General features: G+C 72.4%; 17 protein-coding genes. 12 read left to right on the forward strand and 5 right to left on the reverse strand.

The features are described 5' to 3' along the window. The first annotated feature begins 61 nt into the window (after positions 1-61). The 6 genes from ACGF3I_RS19400 to ACGF3I_RS19425 all read left to right on the forward strand — a co-directional run bounded on the left by ACGF3I_RS19400 (position 62) and on the right by ACGF3I_RS19425 (position 6,539). Positions 62-460, forward strand: coding sequence for a carboxymuconolactone decarboxylase family protein (locus ACGF3I_RS19400; protein ID WP_393133588.1), 399 nt, complete (start codon positions 62-64; stop codon positions 458-460). Positions 461-627: 167 nt separating this feature from the next. Continuing rightward, positions 628-1,827, forward strand: coding sequence for an acyltransferase family protein (locus tag ACGF3I_RS19405; RefSeq protein WP_393133590.1), 1,200 nt, complete (start codon positions 628-630; stop codon positions 1,825-1,827). A gap of 46 nt (positions 1,828-1,873) precedes the next feature. Then, complete coding sequence (locus tag ACGF3I_RS19410; protein ID WP_393133592.1) at positions 1,874-3,340, forward strand: MFS transporter; 1,467 nt, start codon at positions 1,874-1,876, stop codon at positions 3,338-3,340. 123 nt (positions 3,341-3,463) lie between these two features. Next, positions 3,464-4,390 carry an NADP-dependent oxidoreductase gene (locus ACGF3I_RS19415; protein WP_393133594.1) on the forward strand — a complete coding sequence of 309 codons (927 nt, stop codon included), beginning with the start codon at positions 3,464-3,466 and terminating at the stop codon, positions 4,388-4,390. Between the two features lie 131 nt (positions 4,391-4,521). Beyond that, on the forward strand, positions 4,522-5,385 hold the full coding sequence (locus ACGF3I_RS19420; protein WP_393133596.1) for a thioesterase II family protein: 864 nt from the start codon (positions 4,522-4,524) through the stop codon (positions 5,383-5,385). Positions 5,386-5,864: 479 nt separating this feature from the next. Further along, positions 5,865-6,539 carry an HAD family hydrolase gene (locus ACGF3I_RS19425; RefSeq protein WP_393133598.1) on the forward strand — a complete coding sequence of 225 codons (675 nt, stop codon included), beginning with the start codon at positions 5,865-5,867 and terminating at the stop codon, positions 6,537-6,539. A 45-nt stretch (positions 6,540-6,584) separates the two neighbouring features. Here ACGF3I_RS19425 and ACGF3I_RS19430 read toward each other — a convergent pair whose 3' ends face one another. After that, entirely contained in the window at positions 6,585-7,193 is a 609-nt protein-coding gene (locus tag ACGF3I_RS19430; RefSeq protein ID WP_393133600.1) for a TetR family transcriptional regulator, read from the reverse strand. Positions 7,194-7,473: 280 nt separating this feature from the next. Beyond that, complete coding sequence (locus ACGF3I_RS19435) at positions 7,474-8,139, reverse strand: ScbR family autoregulator-binding transcription factor (protein WP_393133602.1); 666 nt, start codon at positions 8,137-8,139, stop codon at positions 7,474-7,476. Positions 8,140-8,293: 154 nt separating this feature from the next. Here ACGF3I_RS19435 and ACGF3I_RS19440 point away from each other — a divergent pair, with 154 nt between their 5' ends. Further along, positions 8,294-9,358, forward strand: coding sequence for a ScbA/BarX family gamma-butyrolactone biosynthesis protein (locus tag ACGF3I_RS19440; protein WP_393133604.1), 1,065 nt, complete (start codon positions 8,294-8,296; stop codon positions 9,356-9,358). Further along, positions 9,355-10,518 carry an oxidoreductase gene (locus ACGF3I_RS19445; RefSeq protein WP_393133606.1) on the forward strand — a complete coding sequence of 388 codons (1,164 nt, stop codon included), beginning with the start codon at positions 9,355-9,357 and terminating at the stop codon, positions 10,516-10,518. The genes ACGF3I_RS19440 and ACGF3I_RS19445 overlap by 4 nt, the downstream gene beginning before the upstream one ends. A 169-nt stretch (positions 10,519-10,687) precedes the next feature. Here ACGF3I_RS19445 and ACGF3I_RS19450 read toward each other — a convergent pair whose 3' ends face one another. Both ACGF3I_RS19450 and ACGF3I_RS19455 read right to left on the reverse strand, forming a co-directional pair. Next, positions 10,688-10,999 (reverse strand): DUF397 domain-containing protein, encoded by a 312-nt coding sequence (locus ACGF3I_RS19450; RefSeq protein WP_393133608.1) that lies wholly within the window; start codon positions 10,997-10,999, stop codon positions 10,688-10,690. Next, entirely contained in the window at positions 10,996-11,832 is an 837-nt protein-coding gene (locus tag ACGF3I_RS19455) for a helix-turn-helix transcriptional regulator (RefSeq protein ID WP_393133848.1), read from the reverse strand. Before ACGF3I_RS19455 ends, ACGF3I_RS19450 begins: the two co-directional genes overlap by 4 nt. 155 nt (positions 11,833-11,987) lie before the next feature. On the opposite strand from ACGF3I_RS19455, the gene ACGF3I_RS19460 reads away from it, so the two are divergent. From ACGF3I_RS19460 to ACGF3I_RS19470, 3 genes are all read left to right on the forward strand, one after another. After that, positions 11,988-12,392, forward strand: a complete 405-nt coding sequence (locus ACGF3I_RS19460; protein WP_393133610.1) for a hypothetical protein — start codon at positions 11,988-11,990, stop codon at positions 12,390-12,392. A 73-nt stretch (positions 12,393-12,465) separates the two neighbouring features. Then, positions 12,466-12,990 carry a cupin domain-containing protein gene (locus ACGF3I_RS19465; protein ID WP_393133612.1) on the forward strand — a complete coding sequence of 175 codons (525 nt, stop codon included), beginning with the start codon at positions 12,466-12,468 and terminating at the stop codon, positions 12,988-12,990. Then, positions 12,987-13,385: a VOC family protein gene (locus ACGF3I_RS19470; protein WP_393133614.1), complete on the forward strand. Its 399-nt coding sequence runs from the start codon at positions 12,987-12,989 to the stop codon at positions 13,383-13,385. Before ACGF3I_RS19465 ends, ACGF3I_RS19470 begins: the two co-directional genes overlap by 4 nt. Positions 13,386-13,392: 7 nt before the next feature. Here the strand turns inward: ACGF3I_RS19470 and ACGF3I_RS19475 are convergent, their stop codons facing one another. Next, complete coding sequence (locus ACGF3I_RS19475) at positions 13,393-14,952, reverse strand: serine/threonine-protein kinase (RefSeq protein ID WP_393133616.1); 1,560 nt, start codon at positions 14,950-14,952, stop codon at positions 13,393-13,395. A 531-nt stretch (positions 14,953-15,483) separates the two neighbouring features. On the opposite strand from ACGF3I_RS19475, the gene ACGF3I_RS19480 reads away from it, so the two are divergent. After that, on the forward strand, positions 15,484-16,839 hold the full coding sequence (locus ACGF3I_RS19480; RefSeq protein WP_393133617.1) for an aspartate aminotransferase family protein: 1,356 nt from the start codon (positions 15,484-15,486) through the stop codon (positions 16,837-16,839). Positions 16,840-16,895: the final 56 nt, after the last annotated feature.

Below are 16,895 nucleotides of genomic sequence, written 5' to 3' on the forward strand. Positions count from 1 at the left end.
ACCGGAATACCTCCAGCGGCATGCCCGGATGCGCCCGAAGAGGTATTCCAGGAGGTTCACCATGACCATCGACGCAAGCCCCGCGCCACTCGCCCCGCGCACCGGCGAGGAGGTCTTCCGCGCGCTCGCCGCCGCGGGCGACCGTACGCCGTGGGAGTCCGTCGCCGACCTCGCGCCGGGCCTCGGCGCCCACATCGAGCACGGCCTCGGCGCCCTCGTCGGCGACCCGGGGCTCGATCTGCGCACCCGTGAGCTCGCCACCGTCTGCATGCTCGCCGCACTCGGCGACAGCGCGCCCCAACTGGCCTTCCACGCCGCGGGATCGCTGCGGGCGGGCGCCACCAAGGGCGAGGTCGTCCAGGCCGTCGCCCAGGTCGCGCTGTACGCGGGCATCCCGCGCACCCTGAACGCGCTGGCCGCCGTACGCCCGGTGCTCGACGCCCACCCCGACGCCGCATAGCGGCGAGGGGCCCCGCCCGTACCACTTTCGACACAACGGGACGCCCCCAAAGCGGAATTCCCGCGCGCAGTCGGCGCCACTAGCGTCGAAAGGGCGCCGGGAAAACACAGCAACTGCCCTTACGTAAGGCAATGCGCCTGGAGAAAAGAAAGCAGGAATCGATCGCCGTGACCACGTCCGTCGCGCCACCCAGCAGAGAAAGACTTCCCTCGCTCACCGGTCTGCGCACCGTCGCCGCCCTGATGGTCTTCGCGTTCCACATCTACGCCGTCGCCATCTTCGCCTCGCCCACGGTCAACGCGTGGATGGCGCACTCGGCGAGCCAGGGCGGCGTGGGGGTGACCTTCTTCTTCATCCTCAGCGGGTTCCTGCTCACCTGGACCGCCCGTGCGCACGACCCGGCCCGGAGCTTCTGGCGCCGCCGTGCCGTGAAGATCATCCCCAATCATCTGGTGACGTGGGCCGCCGCGTTCGTCTTCCTGTCGCTGAGCGGTCTGACGCTCACCGGTCACTTCGGCGGCATCGGCCTCGACTCGCTGCCCAACCTGTTCATGATCCAGGACTGGTTCCCCCGCGGCGGCGTGTTCTTCAGCATGAACATCCCCAGCTGGTCGCTCGGCTGCGAGGCGTTCTTCTACCTCATGTTCCCGGCGACGCTGTGGGCCGTGCGCCGCATCCGGCCCCAACTCCTGTGGCCCGCCGCGGTGTTGCTCATCGGTCTCGTCTGGCTGATGCCGGTGCTCGCCAACACCTTCTTCCACGGCGGACCGCCGGTGCCGGGCCTGCCGGTGTCCGAGGACCGCATGTGGTTCGTGTACACCCTGCCGCCGGTCAGGATGCTGGAGTTCGTCCTCGGCATCGTCCTCGCGCTCATCGTCGAGGCCGGCCGCTGGCCGCGCATCAGCCTCGGGGCCGCCACCGTGCTGTCCCTGGCCGGCTACATCGGTTCGTCCTACCTGCCGTACCTGTTCGGCCTGGTCGCCGGCGCCGTCATCCCGCTGGCCCTGCTGATCCCGACGGCCGCGGTCGCCGACATCCGGGGCAAGGCCTCGCCGTGGCGCGGGCGGACCATGGTGTGGCTCGGCAACGTGTCCTTCGCGTTCTACATGGTCCACCAGCTGGTCATGCGCTGGGTGCACTACGCGCTCGGCGCCACCCGCTCCTGGGACACCCCCCAGGCGATCGGCGTGACCGCGCTGATCCTCGCGCTCTCCCTGCTCGCCGCGACGGTCCTGTACTACGCCGTCGAGATGCCGCTGGTCCGCCTCCTGAGCCGGCCGCGCCGCCAGGCGCCCGCCGCGCCGCCCGTCCCCGCTGCCGCGGACGAGGTGGAGGTGGCACGCCCCTCGCTCACCCTCCAGCGATGAATCCCCCCACTGCCATCACCACAGCCCGTCCCGTGTAGGAGTTGCCATGTCCGCAACCGTCAGTGAAACACCGGCCATCGCCTCGGTGGCCGATCCGCCCCAGCCGCGCATGACGTCCCGTCAGCGCCTCATCCTCGTCCTGCTCCTCGGCTCGCAGTTCATGCTCGCCGCGGACTTCTCGATCCTGAACGTGGCGCTGCCCGACATCGGCACCGGCCTCGGCTTCTCGATCGGCTCGCTCCAGTGGGTGACCACCGCGTTCGCGCTCGCCGCGGCCGGCTTCACGCTCCTGTTCGGCCGCGTGGCCGACCTGTTCGGCCGCCGCCGGCTGTTCCTGACCGGCATGGGCATGCTGACCCTCGCCTCGCTGGTCGGCGGCCTCGCCACCTCGCCCGAGATGCTGCTCGTCGGCCGTGTCGCCCAGGGCCTGGCCACCGCCATCGTCACCCCGGCCGCGCTGTCGCTGCTCACCACCACGTTCTCCGAGGGCCCGCTGCGCGCCAAGGCGCTCGGCCTCAACGGGGCCATGCTGTCGGCCGGCTTCATCACGGGTGCGGTCCTCGGCGGCGTCCTGACCGACCTGCTGAGCTGGCGCTGGACCTTCTTCATCAACGTGCCGGTCGGCGCGGCCGTGTTCTTCATCGGCCTCTCCGTCATCCAGGAGAGCCGCGGCTCACGCACGGCCAAGCTGGACGTGCCCGGCGCCATCACCGTCTCCGCCGGCCTGCTCGCCCTGGTCTACGGCATCAGCACCGCCCAGGAGAAGGGCTGGACCAGCGCCGCCACGCTCGTCCCGCTGATCGCGGGCCTGGCCCTGCTCGCCCTGTTCTGGGCGATCGAGCTGCGCACCGCACAGCCGCTGGTCTCGGTGCGGGTGGTCAAGCGCCTCACCGTGCGCTGGGGCAACCTCGCGGGCATCGTCACCTTCACCATGGCGAGCAGCCTCACCTTCCTGATGACGCTCTACCTCCAGCGCGTCCTCGGCTACTCCCCGCTCGTCACCGGCCTGACCTTCGGTCTGCTCGGTGCCGCCGCGTTCGTCGGCGGCACCGTGGCCCCGCGCCTCATCGGCCGGGTCGGCGGTCCCGGCGGCCTCGTCGTCGGCCTCACCATCCAGGCGTCGGCCAGCTTCATGCTGTTCTTCGTCGGCGACACCAAGAGCTGGCTCACCCTGGTCCTGGTCGGCACCGCCGTGTCCGGCTACGGCCACATCACCGCGGTGGTCTCCTACATGGTGACCGCGACCTCCGGCCTCCCGGACGAGGAGCAGGGCCTGGCCACCGGCCTGACCACCCTGACCCAGCAGGTAGGCCTGACCCTGGGCGTCCCGGTCCTCAGCACCATCGCCACCGCCCACGCCGGCGAACCGCACCCCGGCCGCACCGACGCGCAGGTGGTCCTCGACGGCGTGCGCACCGCGACGCTGGTCAACGGCGGCGTGCTGCTCGCCGGAATGATCCTGCTCGCCGTGTTCTTCCTGCCGAAGTCACGCCGGGCCACGGCCGACGCGTAACCGGCCCCCTCCGCGGCGGGGCCGTGCCACCCCCCGGACACGGCCCCGCCGCGAGGCGACCGCACCACGCGGCCGTCCTCCCCCTGCACCCCCAACCACCCTGATACGAAAGGCGATCGAGTCATGCGCGCGATTGTTGTGAAGGCCTTCGGAGAGCCGGACGTCCTGGAGGTCGCCGAGGTGGCGCTCCCCGAGCCGGGCGCCGGACAGGTACGCATCCGGGTCGGCGCCGCCACGGTCAACCCCGTGGACGTGGCCACCCGGGCCGGCGCCCTCGCCCCGTTCCTGCCGGAGCTCGACCAGTACCCGCTCGGCTGGGACGTGGCCGGCACCATCGACGCCGTCGGCGAGGGCGTCACCGACTTCACGCCCGGCGAGGCCGTGATCGGCCTGTCCGACTGGTTCGCCACGATGGCCGGAGCCCAGGCCGAGTACGTCGTCCTGAACGCCTCCGCCGTGGCCATCGCCCCCACCGGCGTCCCGGTCGCCGAGGCCGCCACGCTGCCGCTCAACGGGCTCACCGCCCTGCAGGCGCTCGACCTGCTCGGCCTGTCCGCGGGGCAGAGCCTGGTCGTGACGGGCGCGGCCGGTGCGGTCGGCGGTTACGCCCTCCAGCTCGCCGCGCGCCGCGGCCTGCGGGTCTTCGGAGTGGCCGGCCCCGAGGACCGCGCCTTCGTCACCGAGGCGGGTGCCACCTTCATCGCCCGTACCGACAACGTGGCCGAGGCCGTCCGGGCGGCGCTGCCCGAGGGCGCGGACGGCGTCCTGGACACGGCGGTGCTCGGCGCGGACGCGCTGGCAGCGGTCCGCGACGCCGGCGCGTACACCGGGGTGTTCGGGCCGGCCGCGCCGGAGTCCGAGCGCGGCATCCGGGTCGGCGCCGTCTCGGTCCAGAGCAACGCCGACCAGCTCGCCGAGCTGGTGTTCCTGGTCGAGTCCGGCGCGCTGACGCTGCGCGTCGCCCGCACCTTCGGCCTCGACGAAGCCGCTGAGGCGCACGCCCTGTTCGCCAAGGGCGGCACGCGCGGACGGCTGGTCCTGGTGCCCTGAGGCACCCCCCTGGTCCGGTGCGGCGGGGCGAGCGGCGGCGGCCGCCCGTCCCGCCGCACCTCGGTACGGGCGTCGATCCGGAGGAGGGGACAGAGGTGAGGCAGATGGTGGGTGTGGCTGGTGTGGCTGGTGTGGCTAGTGTGGTCGGTTCGGTCGGTTCGGTCGATGCTGTCGACGTGGCCGGCGTGATGGGCACGGGTCGGGCGGGACCGGCGCCGGGCACGGACCCGGGGCCGCACGCCCTGTCCGTGGTGCGGCCTCGGCCGGTGGCCGACCCGGTGATGCGGATCTTCCTGTTGCACCACGCCGCCGGTTCGCACCGGGTGTTCGCGGACTGGGTCCAGCACTTCCCGCCCGACTGGGAGGTCTGCCTCCTGGAGGCACCGGGGCGCCGACGGCTGAGCGCCCTGCCCGCACTCCAGGACGCACGGGCCCTCGCGGCGTACTTCGCGCAGGCCATCGCGCCGAGCCTGGACCGCCCCTACGCCCTCTTCGGCCACAGCATGGGAGCGGCCGTTGCCTACGAACTGACGCACCGGCTCGACGAGTTGGGCAGCCGGATGCCGCACTGGCTGGGTGTGTCCGCCTGCCGGGCCCCGCTGCTCGCGGCGGAATCCTGGCGGGGGCGCCCCGTCCACAGCCTGCCGGACCGTGAACTGCGTACGGCCCTGGCCGAGATGGGCGGGATGCCGGAGCGGGCGCTGTCCGACGACGACGTGTGGCGGCGCATCGCCCCGCGCGTCCGGGACGACTTCCGCCTCGCGGAGGGGTGGCGGCCGCGGGCGGCTCGGCTGCCGGTGGGGCTCTCCCTGTTCGGGGGGGTGCGGGATCCGGTCGTCTCCGCGCGGCAGTTGGGGGCCTGGTCGCAGGCGACGACCCGGCCCGGGGGGCAGCACTTCTATCGGGGTGGGCACTTTTATTTTCGGGGGTGGGTTGGGGGGGTTGTGTCTCGGGTGGTCTCCGAGGCGCGCCGCCATGGTGCTCCGCCCCCGTAGCGGGCGCGCCCCGGGCCGCTCGCCGTTCCCCGCGCCCCTGGGTGGGCCGGTGCCGGGCGGCTTGCGCAGTTCCCCGCGCCCCTCGAACCCCCTCGGTCGGGTGCGGACCGTGGTCGCTTTTCGCGCAGTTCCTCGCGCCCCTGAACCCCCTGTTGTCTGCGGGTCGTGGTCGCTTTTCGCGCAGTTCCCCGCGCCCCTCAAACCCCCTGTTGTCTGCGGACCGTGGTCGCTTCTCGCGCAGTTCCCCGCGCCCCTGAACCCCCTGTTGTCTGCGGGGCGTGGTGGCTTCTCGCGCAGTTCCTCGCGCTCCTCAAACCCCGGTCGGGGCACCCCGGTTTTGCGTGGGGTTGATTGCTTCTTGGGGTTGGCCACACCCCCTGTACCAACCCCTGGAACCGGGGTGCCCACCCCCGCCCCCTCGTCCGATGATCTGCCGCGCCCAGCGCGCACCCCCCCTTCACGTCGACCAAGGAGTCACCATGGCCCAGCGTTCCGCACCGGCAGCCGCCTTCTTCGACGTGGACGAGACCCTGGTGACGCAGAAGACGCTCTTCGACTTCCTGCGCTTCCACTACGAGTCCACCGGCCGCCCGCCGACCGCTCACGCGCGGGCCCGCGCGGCCCTGACGCGTCTGCGTGAAAAAGGTGCTCCCCGCGAGGAGGCGAACCGTGCCTATTACGCGCTGTACGCCGACGCCGTCGAGCAGGACCTCACCGTGCAGGGAAGCGCCTGGTTCCAGGAGCAGTTGAGCGTCGGCGGGTTCTTCCACCCGCCCGGTGTCGCGGCCCTGCGGGCGCACCAGAAGGCCGGGCACGCCACGGTCCTGGTGTCGGGGTCGTTCTTCCCGTGTCTGCTGCCCATCGCCCAACACCTGGGCGTGGAGGACGTGTTCGGCACGGCACCGCTCGTCGTGGACGGCCGGCTCACCGGTGAGGTCGTACGCCCGATGATCGGCGCGGCCAAGGCGGAGGTCGCCCTGGACTGGGCGGCCGGGTACGGCGTGGACCCGGCGGACTGCTTCGCGTACGGCGACCATTCCTCGGACCTGCAACTGCTGAGCGCCGTGGGCCACCCCGTGGTCGTGGGCGACGATCCGGCCCTGCGGGCGCACGTGGCCCGGGCGGGGGGCCGCACGCTGCCCGGCGTTCCCTAGGGGCGTAGCGTACCGGGCCCCAACTGCCCTGCTGGAAAAGCCGGTTCAGGGCGCCGTCCGTTCGCGGCCGATCATCGACAGGACCAGGTCCCACACCCGGTCGAGCCAGGGCTGCAAGGACTCCTCGGGGTCGGGCGCCAGCGTGGCCGCCGACTGCGCGCCCAGGACCACCGACAACAGCAGCTGGGCGATGGCCTCGGCGCGGTACGCGGTGGTCACCGCACCCCTGTCCTGGCCATGGCGCACCCGCGCCACGATGGCCCGGCGCACCTCGCCGAGCAGGCACCCCGCGCCGGGGCCGTCCCCGGTCAGGAGCTCGTCGTTGGCCAGGCGGAAGGCCGCCCGCAGCCGGGTGTCCTCGTGCAGCGCGTGGGCCAGGCCGACGGTGAGGGTGCGCAGTGCGGCCATCGGGGAGATGCCGGGCCGCTCGGCGTCCTGGAGCAGCCGCGTCCAGCGCTGGGAGCCGGCGGCCAGGAGCGCGTCCGCGAGCTTCTGCTTCGAGGGGAAGTGCCCGTACAGCGCGCCCTTGGTCATCCCGGTGTGCGCCGCGACGACCTGTACGGCGGCGTCGGCGTACCCGTGCCGGGCGAACTCCTGCGCCGCGGCGTCCAGCACCCGCTCCCGGGTGCGCCGGGATCGCTCCTGCTGGTTCATCGGTCACCCTTCCGGCGAGCTGCGCACTTTTCCCAAAAGATACCCTCTGGAAGGAATCTTTTTAACCGCGAAAAGTTGCCACTTCCGATGCATCGGACCCGATGCATCGGTGGCGGCGCGCCGGGTCCGGGCCCGGACCGGCGACGGCCGGTACGGACCCGGACAACGATGTCCTGCCGGGGGCGTCAACCCGCTGGTCGGCGCGCTGTGTTGGGCCCCGGCGTGAAGGCGAACGGCGTGAAGGCGAACGGCCTGAAGGCGAACGGCGTGAACGGGCGCCTCAGTTCGCCGCGTCCGACACGGCCGACTCCTGCGCCACCTCCGACGCCTGCGACAGCCCCGGCAGGACCGTGGCCAGGATCTCGTCCACCCGCTGGGTGATGTCCGCCCGGTCGTTCATCACCCACGACATGTGCTGGGCCCCGAAGAAGGCCGCGACCAGCACCCGGCCCACCGCCTCCGGATCGCTTCCGGCCGGCAGCGCGCCCTGCGCCGCGGCGGCCCGCAGCAGATCCGTGACCATCGCGGTGTAGCCGAGGAACGGGGTCGGCAGGTCCGCGTCGATGAGGGAGTGCTCGATCTGGAGCCTGGCCCCGGCCCGGATGACGTGGTCGTCCCGGAACATCACGCCCGTGCGCATGAGGAGCTCGCAGACGGCGGCCCCCGGGGGCAGTTCGCGGTCCGCCACGTCCTGCGCGGCGGACCGCAGACGGACGTAGAACTCCTCGGTCACGGCCGCCGCGAGGGCGTTCTTGTTGGCGAAGTGGAAGTACACCGCGCCCTTCGTCGCCCCCATCAGCTCGGCCACGTCGAGGATGGTGGTCGCCGGATAGCCCTTGTCCGCGAACGCGCGTGCCGCCGCGTCCAGGATCAGGGCGCGGGTCCGGATCGCGCGCTCCTGTTTGAGCTCGGAGGCGGCGGGTTTGCGGCGGGCCCTTGTGCTCATGCCCAGTCCCTTCTGTTCTCTGTGCGATGCCCGGCGCCATGGATCCGCGCCGATAAGGCTTTCCCACAATACCTTCTTGAAGGTATGTTCTTGGAAGGCCTGGGGCGCGGATTCCCGCACTCTGGCTGGTTCACTCACTTCATTGGGGGATTTTGTGAGGAAGACGATCAGCGCGCCAAGACCGGTCCTGGAGCTCGCGGAACCGGCTCTGACCAGCCCGTACGTCACGGAGGGCGCGCAGGCGCTCGCCTTCCAGCAGCCCGTGCCCCGGCACCTGGTCCACCGGGCCTCGGTGGCCGAGGTGCTGCTCACCGACAGCGTCCGGCTCGACGACGGACGCTTCCTGGTCGCCGCCCAGTGGCCCCGCGACCACGCCCTGCACAACCCCGACGCGGCCGGCCGCACCGATCCGCTGCTGTTCGCGGAGACCATCCGGCAGATGTTCGTCTACCTGCCGCACACCTACTTCGGCATCCCGCTGACGCACCGCTTCATCGGCGACCGGCTCACCTTCGACATGGACGACGCCGCGCCGCTCCGCGTCGGCGCGGCCCCGCTGAACCTGGTGCTCGAAGCCGAGTGGACCTGGGAGGGCAACCGCCCGCCGAACCGCTACGGAATGCGCCTCGACGTGACGCTCACCATCGACGGCAGGGTGTACGGGCGGGGCATGATCAGCGGGATCGCCGTCGACGACCGCCGCTACTCACTGCTGCGCCGCCGCACCACCCGCGGCCTCGCCGCCTCCGACCTGGCCCACCGTTCGCCGGTAGCGCCGTCGGCGGTGGGCCGGCTTCGCGACAAGGACTGCGTCCTGGCCCGGGGTTTACTCAACAGCGGTGCCTGGGACGGCAGTTGGTGGCTGCGGCTCGACACCGAACACCCCATCTTCTTCGACCACCCCAGCGACCACGTGCCGCTGATGGTCGCGATGGAGGGTGCCCGCCAGCTCGGGCACGTCCTGGTCCACGAGAGCAATCCGGGTGCCCCGCTGGCCATGGTGTCCGCCCAGGTCGAGTGCCTCGCGTTCGGCGAGCTGGACCTGCCGAGCCGTCTCGTGGTCGAGGAGGCCGACGAGCCGACCGGCGACCCGTCGCTACGCCGGCTGCGCATCGCCGCCCACCAGAACGGACGCCCCTTCGTCAGCGTCACCACCCTGTGGTCGCGCCCCCTCGCCCCCCGGCTCGCCTTCGTCCCCCAGCAGAAGGGGCGGGCATGACCCTGAGCATGCCGAAGCAGGCCGCGACGGTCGACCGTCGGCAGCCGAGCCCGTTCCCGGGCCCCCTGATGGAGCGCGCCCTCGCCACAGCCGCGCGAGGGGCCGAAGTGGCCGAACAACAGCGGCAGTTGGGCGCGGACACCGTCGAGGCCCTCACCGTGGCCGGGTTCCCCGCCCACTTCGTGCCGCGCCGCTGGGGAGGGGCGGAGGGTGGCTTCGCCCCGCTGCTCAGGGCCGTCGCCGAGGTGGGTGAGGCCTGTGCGTCGGCCGCCTGGTGCGCCGGCCTCTGGGCCGCGCACGGCAGGTTCGGCGCGTACCTGCCGCCCGAGGGGCAGCGCGAGCTGTGGGCGGACACGCCCCAGGTGCGCATCGCAGCGGCCCTCGCGCCGCACGGCGCCCAGGGGGTACGCACCGGGCGCGGCGACTGGACGGTGAGCGGAACGTGGGACCTCGTCAGCGGCATCGACCACGCCCAGTGGGTGCTGCTCGCCGCCGCCGTGCCCGAGGCGCCGCAGGAACGGGGCGGGGTGCGCGTCTTCGCCGTGCCGTACGAGGACGTCCAGGTCGTGGACACCTGGCACAGCACCGGGCTGTGCGGAACGGGCAGCAACTCCGTTGTTCTGAAGCCCACTTCGGTGCCGCACCACCGCACCTTCCTGCTCGCCGACCTGCTGGCCGGCCGGGCGGGCGAGGGCGCCGCACGCTGCCACGCGGCCCCCGCGCAGCTGGCCGGCGGGCTCATCTTCGGCGCCCCCGCGGTGGGCGCTGCCCGCGCCGCCCTGCGCGCCTGGACCGCATGGGCCGCCCCGCGTGCCGCGGCGGGCGCGGCGGCGTCCCGCGGCCCGCTGCACCGCGGCCTCGCCCGGTCCTCGGCCGAGGTCGACGCGGCCGGGCTGATGCTGGCGGAGGCGGCCCGGCGCGCGGACGAGGACCCCGTCACCCGGCTCGGCGTCGCCCGCAACCACCGGGACGCGGCGGTGCTGGTGGACCTCGTGGTGACGGCCGTCGAACGGCTCTTCCGCACCGGGGGACTGCACGCCCGGGACGGCGCGGGCACGGTCCAGCGCTGCTGGCGCGACGTCCACAGCGTCGCCGCCCACGCGGTCCTGCAGTTCGAGGAGGCGGCCACGCACTACGGGACCGAGGCGCTGGCCCGCTAGACCCGCCCGGCGCGCGCCGCCGCCCCGCCCAGCTCGGCCCGGCCCGGCGCGCGCCCCGGCCCCGGCCTGCCCGGGCGGCTGGGCGAGTGCGGGGTCGTGTGCTTTTCCCCACCCCGCCCCTTCCCGAAAGCCTCCGGCGGGTGGGGTGGGGCCGGGTTCTTCGGCTCCGTCAACTACGTTCCGTACCTGTCCAGTTCAGGAAGGCTGACCAGGTGCCCGCCGTCACCATGAAGGAGGGACCGTCCGCCATCTTGGAGTCCCGCACGTGGACGGCCTGGCAGCAGGGGGTTACCTCGACGCAGTCCCCGCCCCCGCTGTCGCTGTAGGAGGACTTGCGCCAGGGGAGGGCCACCTCTACGCAGTCCCCGCCCCCGCTGTCGCTGTAGGAGGACTTGCGCCAAGTGAGGGCGACCTCGATGCACTGCCCCCCGCTGCTGTCGCTGTAGCTGGACTTGAACCACCGCAGGGTGCTGCTGCTCATCTCTGCTCTCCCGCCAACTCCTCGATGAGGCCCAGTGATGCGCGAGGATCCAGGGCCTGTGCTCGGATCTTTGCATAGCGTCGGGCAAACGTACTCACCTTTGTCGGGTCAGTGATGAGCAGGCTTTCACCTTGCATTTCGAAGTACCCGACGCGGTCGTGCTCCGAGGTTTCCACCAGGGTCATCCCGCCTTGGTCGCCGGCATGCTCTCCGCCCGCCCCGCAGTCCAGCGGCAACACCGCCAGCGTCACGTTTCGCCTGCGGGCGCACGTGGCGAGGTGCCGCAGTTGATCACGCATGATCCGGGAGCTGCCGATGGGCCTACGCAGGACTGCCTCCTCCAGGATCAGCTCAATCGTGGCGATCGGCTCGCGGTCGAAGAGCGCCTGCCGTTCGATGCGTGCCTGCACCAGTTGCTCGACTCGCTGCTCGGGCAGTGGTGGGTAGCCGCCTCCGATGACGGCTCGCGCATAGTCCTCCGTCTGGAAGAGACCGTTGACGAGGAGGATGTCGTACATCTGGAGAACGACAGCACGCTGCTCCAAGGGCGCGAACCCCTTGAACTGTTCCGGATACTTCTCCAGCCGCATCGGAACGCGCGCATCCTCGAAGATGTCCAGCCCATCCCCCAGCACCCGCTCCAGCTCGACCAGCATCTGGTCACTCGCAGGCTGAGCCAGTGTCTCCATCGCGCTCACCGCCGCGCCGGAGAAGCCGATCTCACTGCCCAACTGCTCCTGCGTCCACCCCTTCCGCACCCGCAATTTGCGGGCGAGGTTGGCCACCATCTGGGCCGTGGGGCCCGCCGATTCCTTGTTTTCCGCTCGTGCCATGGCGATCACACTCCGACTCGACCGGACTCAACCGGTCATGACTCGACCCCACCGAATTCGACCCGCCTCCAAGGGCGTTGGGGCTGGTCAACGGGTGCCCGACGGTCCTTTCGAGGCCATGGAAAACGCTAGCGGGGCGGGCTGAAACTGGCCCCGTGGATACGGAAATCGGCGGGCTGAACCTCGACTGGATCCCGCTTTCGGGCATCCGGCTGGCGAAAGCGGGCGTGCAATTCGACGCGGTACGGATCGACGGGGACGCGGGGCGGTGCGTGGCCGACGCGATGGAGGAGCTGACGGGGGGCGACCCGGGGCCGATCGTCGCGGACGCGCTGGGCAGCAGGGCGGTGTACTTCCTGGTGCCGCCGCGCAGCACCTCGCACCGGTCCTGGCCGGCCGTCGCCGTGCCCTTCAACTCGGGCCCGAGGTACGCGAGTTACGTGCCGGTGCCCGCGCTGAGCGGGCGGACCTGGCCGTTGTCGTGGCGGTTCCCGCCCTCGGGGCCGGATCGGTTCGTGCACACGCCGTTGCTGAACTCGGTGGTCCAGCAGCTTCGTTGAGGAGCAATTGGCCCAGGATGCCGGTGCGTAAATGGCCTGGTGGGGTGGACGCTCATGATCGTAAAGTCGAGCCATGACCACTCAGGAGAACGCCTCCCCGTCCATCCCCGCCGCCCCCTTCGCCCCGGTGCTCACCCGCCACGACGAGGCCGAGACATGTGCGGACCCGAGCAGTGTGATGCGGCTGTTCGCCGACTCGGACGGTACGGCCGACGGGTTCACGAGCTACCGCTCGACCTTCGCGGAGGGGGCCGTGGGGGCGCCGGCCCACTTCCACACCAAGGCGACGGAGCTGTTCTTCGTGATCAGCGGCGCGCTCCAGGTGCTGGTGGGCGAGGAGGTGACCACCCTGGAGGCGGGTGACTTCCTGGCCGTGCCGCCGCACACCCCGCACGCCTTCGCCGCCGCGCCCGGCCGCGAGGCGGACGTCCTGTTCGTGTTCACCCCGGGCATGGGCCGCTTCGACTATCTGCGCCTGCTGGGGCGCGTGATGCGCGGCGAAGCCGACCCGGCCGAGATCGCGGCGTCGGGGGAGCGTTACGACAACCACTACGTGGACAGCCCCGTGTGGCGGGCCGCCCTGGAGGCCTCCGCGTGATCGACGCCGCGACCCATGTCCGGGTGGCCCGCCCTTCGCGGGACCTGGCCGCCGCTGAACACTTCTACGTGGACGGCCTCGGCCTGGACGTCCTGTGGCGCACCACCGAGCGCGTCCCGGGGGAGCACGACCTGGTGATGGTCGGACTGCCGGGCGCCGCCTGGCACTTCGAGCTCACCCACGACCCCGAGCACCCGCTGGATCCCACCCCGACCGTGGACGACCTGTTCGTCCTCTACCTCGGCGCGCCCGTGGACGAGGCGCTGGTCGAGCGCCTGACGGCGGCCGGCGGCACCCGGGTCGCCGCGCACAACCCGTACTGGGACGAGCACGGCGTCACCGTCGAGGACCCGGACGGCTACCGCCTGGTGCTGTGCAAGCGCACGTGGGGGTGAGCGGAGGTCAGTCGCCCGCCTTCGTGTAGTCGACGTACTCACCCGTGTCGTCGGTCTCGCGGTGCAGGCGGCCGTCCGGGAGCAGGGTGAGGGTGCTCGGTTCCCCCGGGGTGCACGCGCCCGTCGAGCCGGGGCTCACCTCGGAGGGGCCCAGGTGGAGGGGCGTGGTGGGGGAGGCCGCGGCCAGGCGGGCCTCGAAGACGCAGTGGTAGTCGCGGCCGTCGGCGGTCAGGGTCAGCACCCTGTCGCCCACCCGGCCCGGCCTGATGGTCAACTCCCTCGTCGCCGTACCGCTGTTGCCCTGGATCGACGCCGACCACCTGCCCACGTACGGCCGGGGAATCGTGTTCTTCGCCGTCGCGTCGGGAGTGGCCGGTGCGTCCGGGGTGGGTATGGAAGTCGCCTGTGTGGTTGGGGAGTTGGGTGAGACCGGGGCCTGCTTGGGCGGGCCTCCGCTCATGAACGCGTACACCGAACCGCCCGCGCCCACCGCCACCACCAGGGCCACCGCGATCAGTGCCGCCGTGGACTTCGCACTGCGGGGCTGCGCGGGCTCGGGCGGGGGCGGGTCGTCGTAGTACGGGGTGTACGGGGCCGGCGGTGGCGGTGGCGGCGAGGTGGGGCGGGCGGGCGCGGGGGGCGTCGGCGCGTCCGGGCGGGCCGGGGCCTCCACATGCAGCAACTCGGCTGCCTCGCTGCCCAGTTGGGCCACCAGGGTGGCCGGGAGCCACGGGTCGGGGGCGGTGGCGGGAAGGCGTTCCAGGATGCGGTCGAGGGTGGGGCGGGCCGCCGGGTCCTTGTGCAGGCAGTCGGCGATCAGCTCCTGGAGCGACTCGGGCACGCCGTCCAGGTCCGGCGGCTCCTGGGCTATGCGGAACATCAGGGCGTGCGCGCCGCTCGCGGCCTCCCCGAACGGCAGCCGCCCGCTCGCCGCGTACGCCAGGACCGAGCCGAGGCAGAACACGTCGCAGGCGGGGGTCACCGGATCGCCCCGCACCTGTTCCGGGGCCATGAACCCGGGGGAGCCGATCAGGGCGCCGGTGCGGGTCAGACCGCCGTCGGTGCCGGCCTCCAGGGCGCGGGCGATGCCGAAGTCGATGACGCGCGGGCCGTCGATGGTGACCAGGACGTTGGAGGGCTTCAGGTCGCGGTGCACCAGGCCCACCGCGTGGATGTCCTTCAGGGCGAGGGCCAGGCCGCGGGCCAGGGCGTGTACGGAGTGCTCGGGCAGCGGGCCGTGGGGGCCGCGCACGACGGTGTGCAGGGAGGGGCCCGCGATGTAGCCGGTGGCGACCCAGGGGACGGGGGCCTCGGTGTCCGCGTCCAGGACCGGCGCGGTCCACAGCCCGCCCACTCTGCGGGCCGCGAGTACTTCCTGGCGGAAGCGGGCGCGGAAGTCGTCCTGGTCGGCGAGGTCGGGGCGGACCAGCTTGACGGCGACGGTGCGGCCGCGGGCCGAGCGGGCGAGGTAGACCTGGCCCATGCCGCCTGCGCCCAGGCGCCTGAGCAGGCGGTAGCCGCCTATTCGCTCCGGATCCGCCGGGGTGAGGTTCTGCGTGCGATCCATGGCGGGCCTCCCCCGCGGTTGGCCGTTCCAACGGGGTGAGGATAGTGCGGGGGGTCGGGGGGCGGGGTTCGCGCAGTTCCCCGCGCCCCTTTCACCCCGCTTTCGCCCGCGGGCCGTGCTCGCTTCTCGCGCAGTTCCCCGCGCCCCTGAAACCCGTCTTCGTCTGCGGGCCGAGGTCGCTTCTCGCGCAGTTCCCCGCGCCCCTGAAATGCGACCACCCCGGCCAGGAGCGCGCCCCAGGGGCGCGGGGAACTGCGCGATCAGCCCCTACGGCCCGCGGACGAAAGGGGGTTTAGGGGCGCGGGGAACTGCGCGAACGGTCCCTACGGCCCGCGGACGAAAGGGGGTTTAGGGGCGCGGGGAACTGCGCGAACGGTGCCCGCGACCGGGGGGTTGGGGGCGCGGGGAACTGTGCGGCAAGGGGGTTCGGTCTGTGGTGGGCCGAGGGGGCGACAGGGTGCCGAGGGATGGGGAGGTTGGTGGACAGGGTGGTCATGGTGGGCGGGCGGGCGGGGTACTTACCCTGGGCGTATGACCCCTCAAGGCACCCCCAAGACCGGCGCAGCCGTCAAGGCCGCGGACCGCGCGCACGTGTTCCACTCCTGGTCCGCACAGGGCCTGATCGACCCGCTCGCCGTGGCCGGCGCGGAGGGGTCCTACTTCTGGGACTACGACGGCAACCGCTACCTCGACTTCACCAGCGGGCTGGTCTTCACCAACATCGGCTACCAGCACCCCAAGGTCGTCGCCGCGATCCAGGAGCAGGCCGCGACGATGACGACGTTCGCGCCCGCCTTCGCGGTGGAGGCGCGCTCCGAGGCGGCCCGGCTCATCGCCGAGCGCACTCCGGGCGACCTCGACAAGATCTTCTTCACCAACGGCGGCGCGGAGGCCGTGGAGAACGCCATCCGCATGGCCCGGCTGCACACCGGCCGCCACAAGGTGCTCAGCGCGTACCGCTCGTACCACGGTGGCACGAACACCGCGATCAACCTCACGGGCGACCCGCGCCGCTGGGCCTCCGACAGCGGCGCCGCCGGTGTCGCGCGGTTCTGGGCGCCGTTCCTGTACCGCTCGCCCTTCCACGCCACCACCGAGGCCGAGGAGTGCGAGCGCGCGCTCAAGCACCTCGAGGACACCATCGTCTTCGAGGGCGCCGCCACCGTCGCCGCGATCATCCTGGAGTCCGTGCCGGGCACGGCCGGGATCATGACGCCGCCGCCCGGCTATCTGCCCGGCGTGCGCGCGCTCTGCGACCGGTACGGGATCGTGCTCGTGCTCGACGAGGTCATGGCCGGGTTCGGGCGCACCGGCAAGTGGTTCGCCCTGGAGCACTACGACGTGGTGCCCGACCTGGTGACCTTCGCCAAGGGCGTCAACTCCGGTTACGTCCCGCTCGGCGGCGTCGCCATCAGCGCGGAGATCGCCGAGACCTTCGAGCACCGGCCGTTCCCGGGCGGGCTCACCTACTCCGGCCACCCGCTGGCCTGCGCCGCGGCCGTCGCCACCATCAACGTGATGGAGGAGGAGGGGATCGTCGAGCAGGCCGCCCACATCGGGGCGAACGTGCTGGAGCCGGGGCTGCGCGAGATCGCCGAGCGCCACCCCTCGGTCGGCGAGGTGCGCGGCACGGGCGTCTTCTGGGCGCTGGAGCTGGTGCGCGACCAGGAGACCCGCGAGCCGCTCGTCCCGTACAACGCGACCGGGGCGGACAACGCGCCCATGGCCGCGTTCGGCGCCGCCTGCAAGAAGAACGGGCTGTGGCCCTTCATCAACATGAACCGCACCCACGTCGTGCCGCCCTGCAACGTCACCGAGGCGGAGGCCAAGGAGGGCCTCGCGATCCTCGACGAGGCCCTCACGGTGGCCGACCAGCACACCGTCTGACCCGGCCGCGGTGCGGTGTCCACCCGCGTCCTCGCAGCTCAGAGGGTGCGGCGCCC

Origin of the sequence: Streptomyces sp. NPDC048111 (genome assembly GCF_043202815.1) — a bacterium.
In the GTDB taxonomy this organism is placed as follows: Bacteria; Actinomycetota; Actinomycetes; order Streptomycetales; family Streptomycetaceae; genus Streptomyces.

Excerpts from the sequence above, each read along its gene's own strand:
- ACGF3I_RS19415 (WP_393133594.1), top strand. The coding sequence starts at position 3,464 with ATGCGCGCGATTGTTGTGAAGGCCTTCGGAGAGCCGGACGTCCTGGAG.
- ACGF3I_RS19400 (WP_393133588.1), top strand. The coding sequence starts at position 62 with ATGACCATCGACGCAAGCCCCGCGCCACTCGCCCCGCGCACCGGCGAG.
- ACGF3I_RS19475 (WP_393133616.1), bottom strand. The coding sequence starts at position 14,952 with ATGGATCGCACGCAGAACCTCACCCCGGCGGATCCGGAGCGAATAGGC.
- ACGF3I_RS19430 (WP_393133600.1), bottom strand. The coding sequence starts at position 7,193 with ATGAACCAGCAGGAGCGATCCCGGCGCACCCGGGAGCGGGTGCTGGAC.
- ACGF3I_RS19465 (WP_393133612.1), top strand. The coding sequence starts at position 12,466 with ATGACCACTCAGGAGAACGCCTCCCCGTCCATCCCCGCCGCCCCCTTC.
- ACGF3I_RS19445 (WP_393133606.1), top strand. The coding sequence starts at position 9,355 with ATGACCCTGAGCATGCCGAAGCAGGCCGCGACGGTCGACCGTCGGCAG.
- ACGF3I_RS19480 (WP_393133617.1), top strand. The coding sequence starts at position 15,484 with ATGACCCCTCAAGGCACCCCCAAGACCGGCGCAGCCGTCAAGGCCGCG.
- ACGF3I_RS19425 (WP_393133598.1), top strand. The coding sequence starts at position 5,865 with ATGGCCCAGCGTTCCGCACCGGCAGCCGCCTTCTTCGACGTGGACGAG.
- ACGF3I_RS19435 (WP_393133602.1), bottom strand. The coding sequence starts at position 8,139 with ATGAGCACAAGGGCCCGCCGCAAACCCGCCGCCTCCGAGCTCAAACAG.
- ACGF3I_RS19450 (WP_393133608.1), bottom strand. The coding sequence starts at position 10,999 with ATGAGCAGCAGCACCCTGCGGTGGTTCAAGTCCAGCTACAGCGACAGC.
- ACGF3I_RS19410 (WP_393133592.1), top strand. The coding sequence starts at position 1,874 with ATGTCCGCAACCGTCAGTGAAACACCGGCCATCGCCTCGGTGGCCGAT.
- ACGF3I_RS19455 (WP_393133848.1), bottom strand. The coding sequence starts at position 11,832 with ATGGCACGAGCGGAAAACAAGGAATCGGCGGGCCCCACGGCCCAGATG.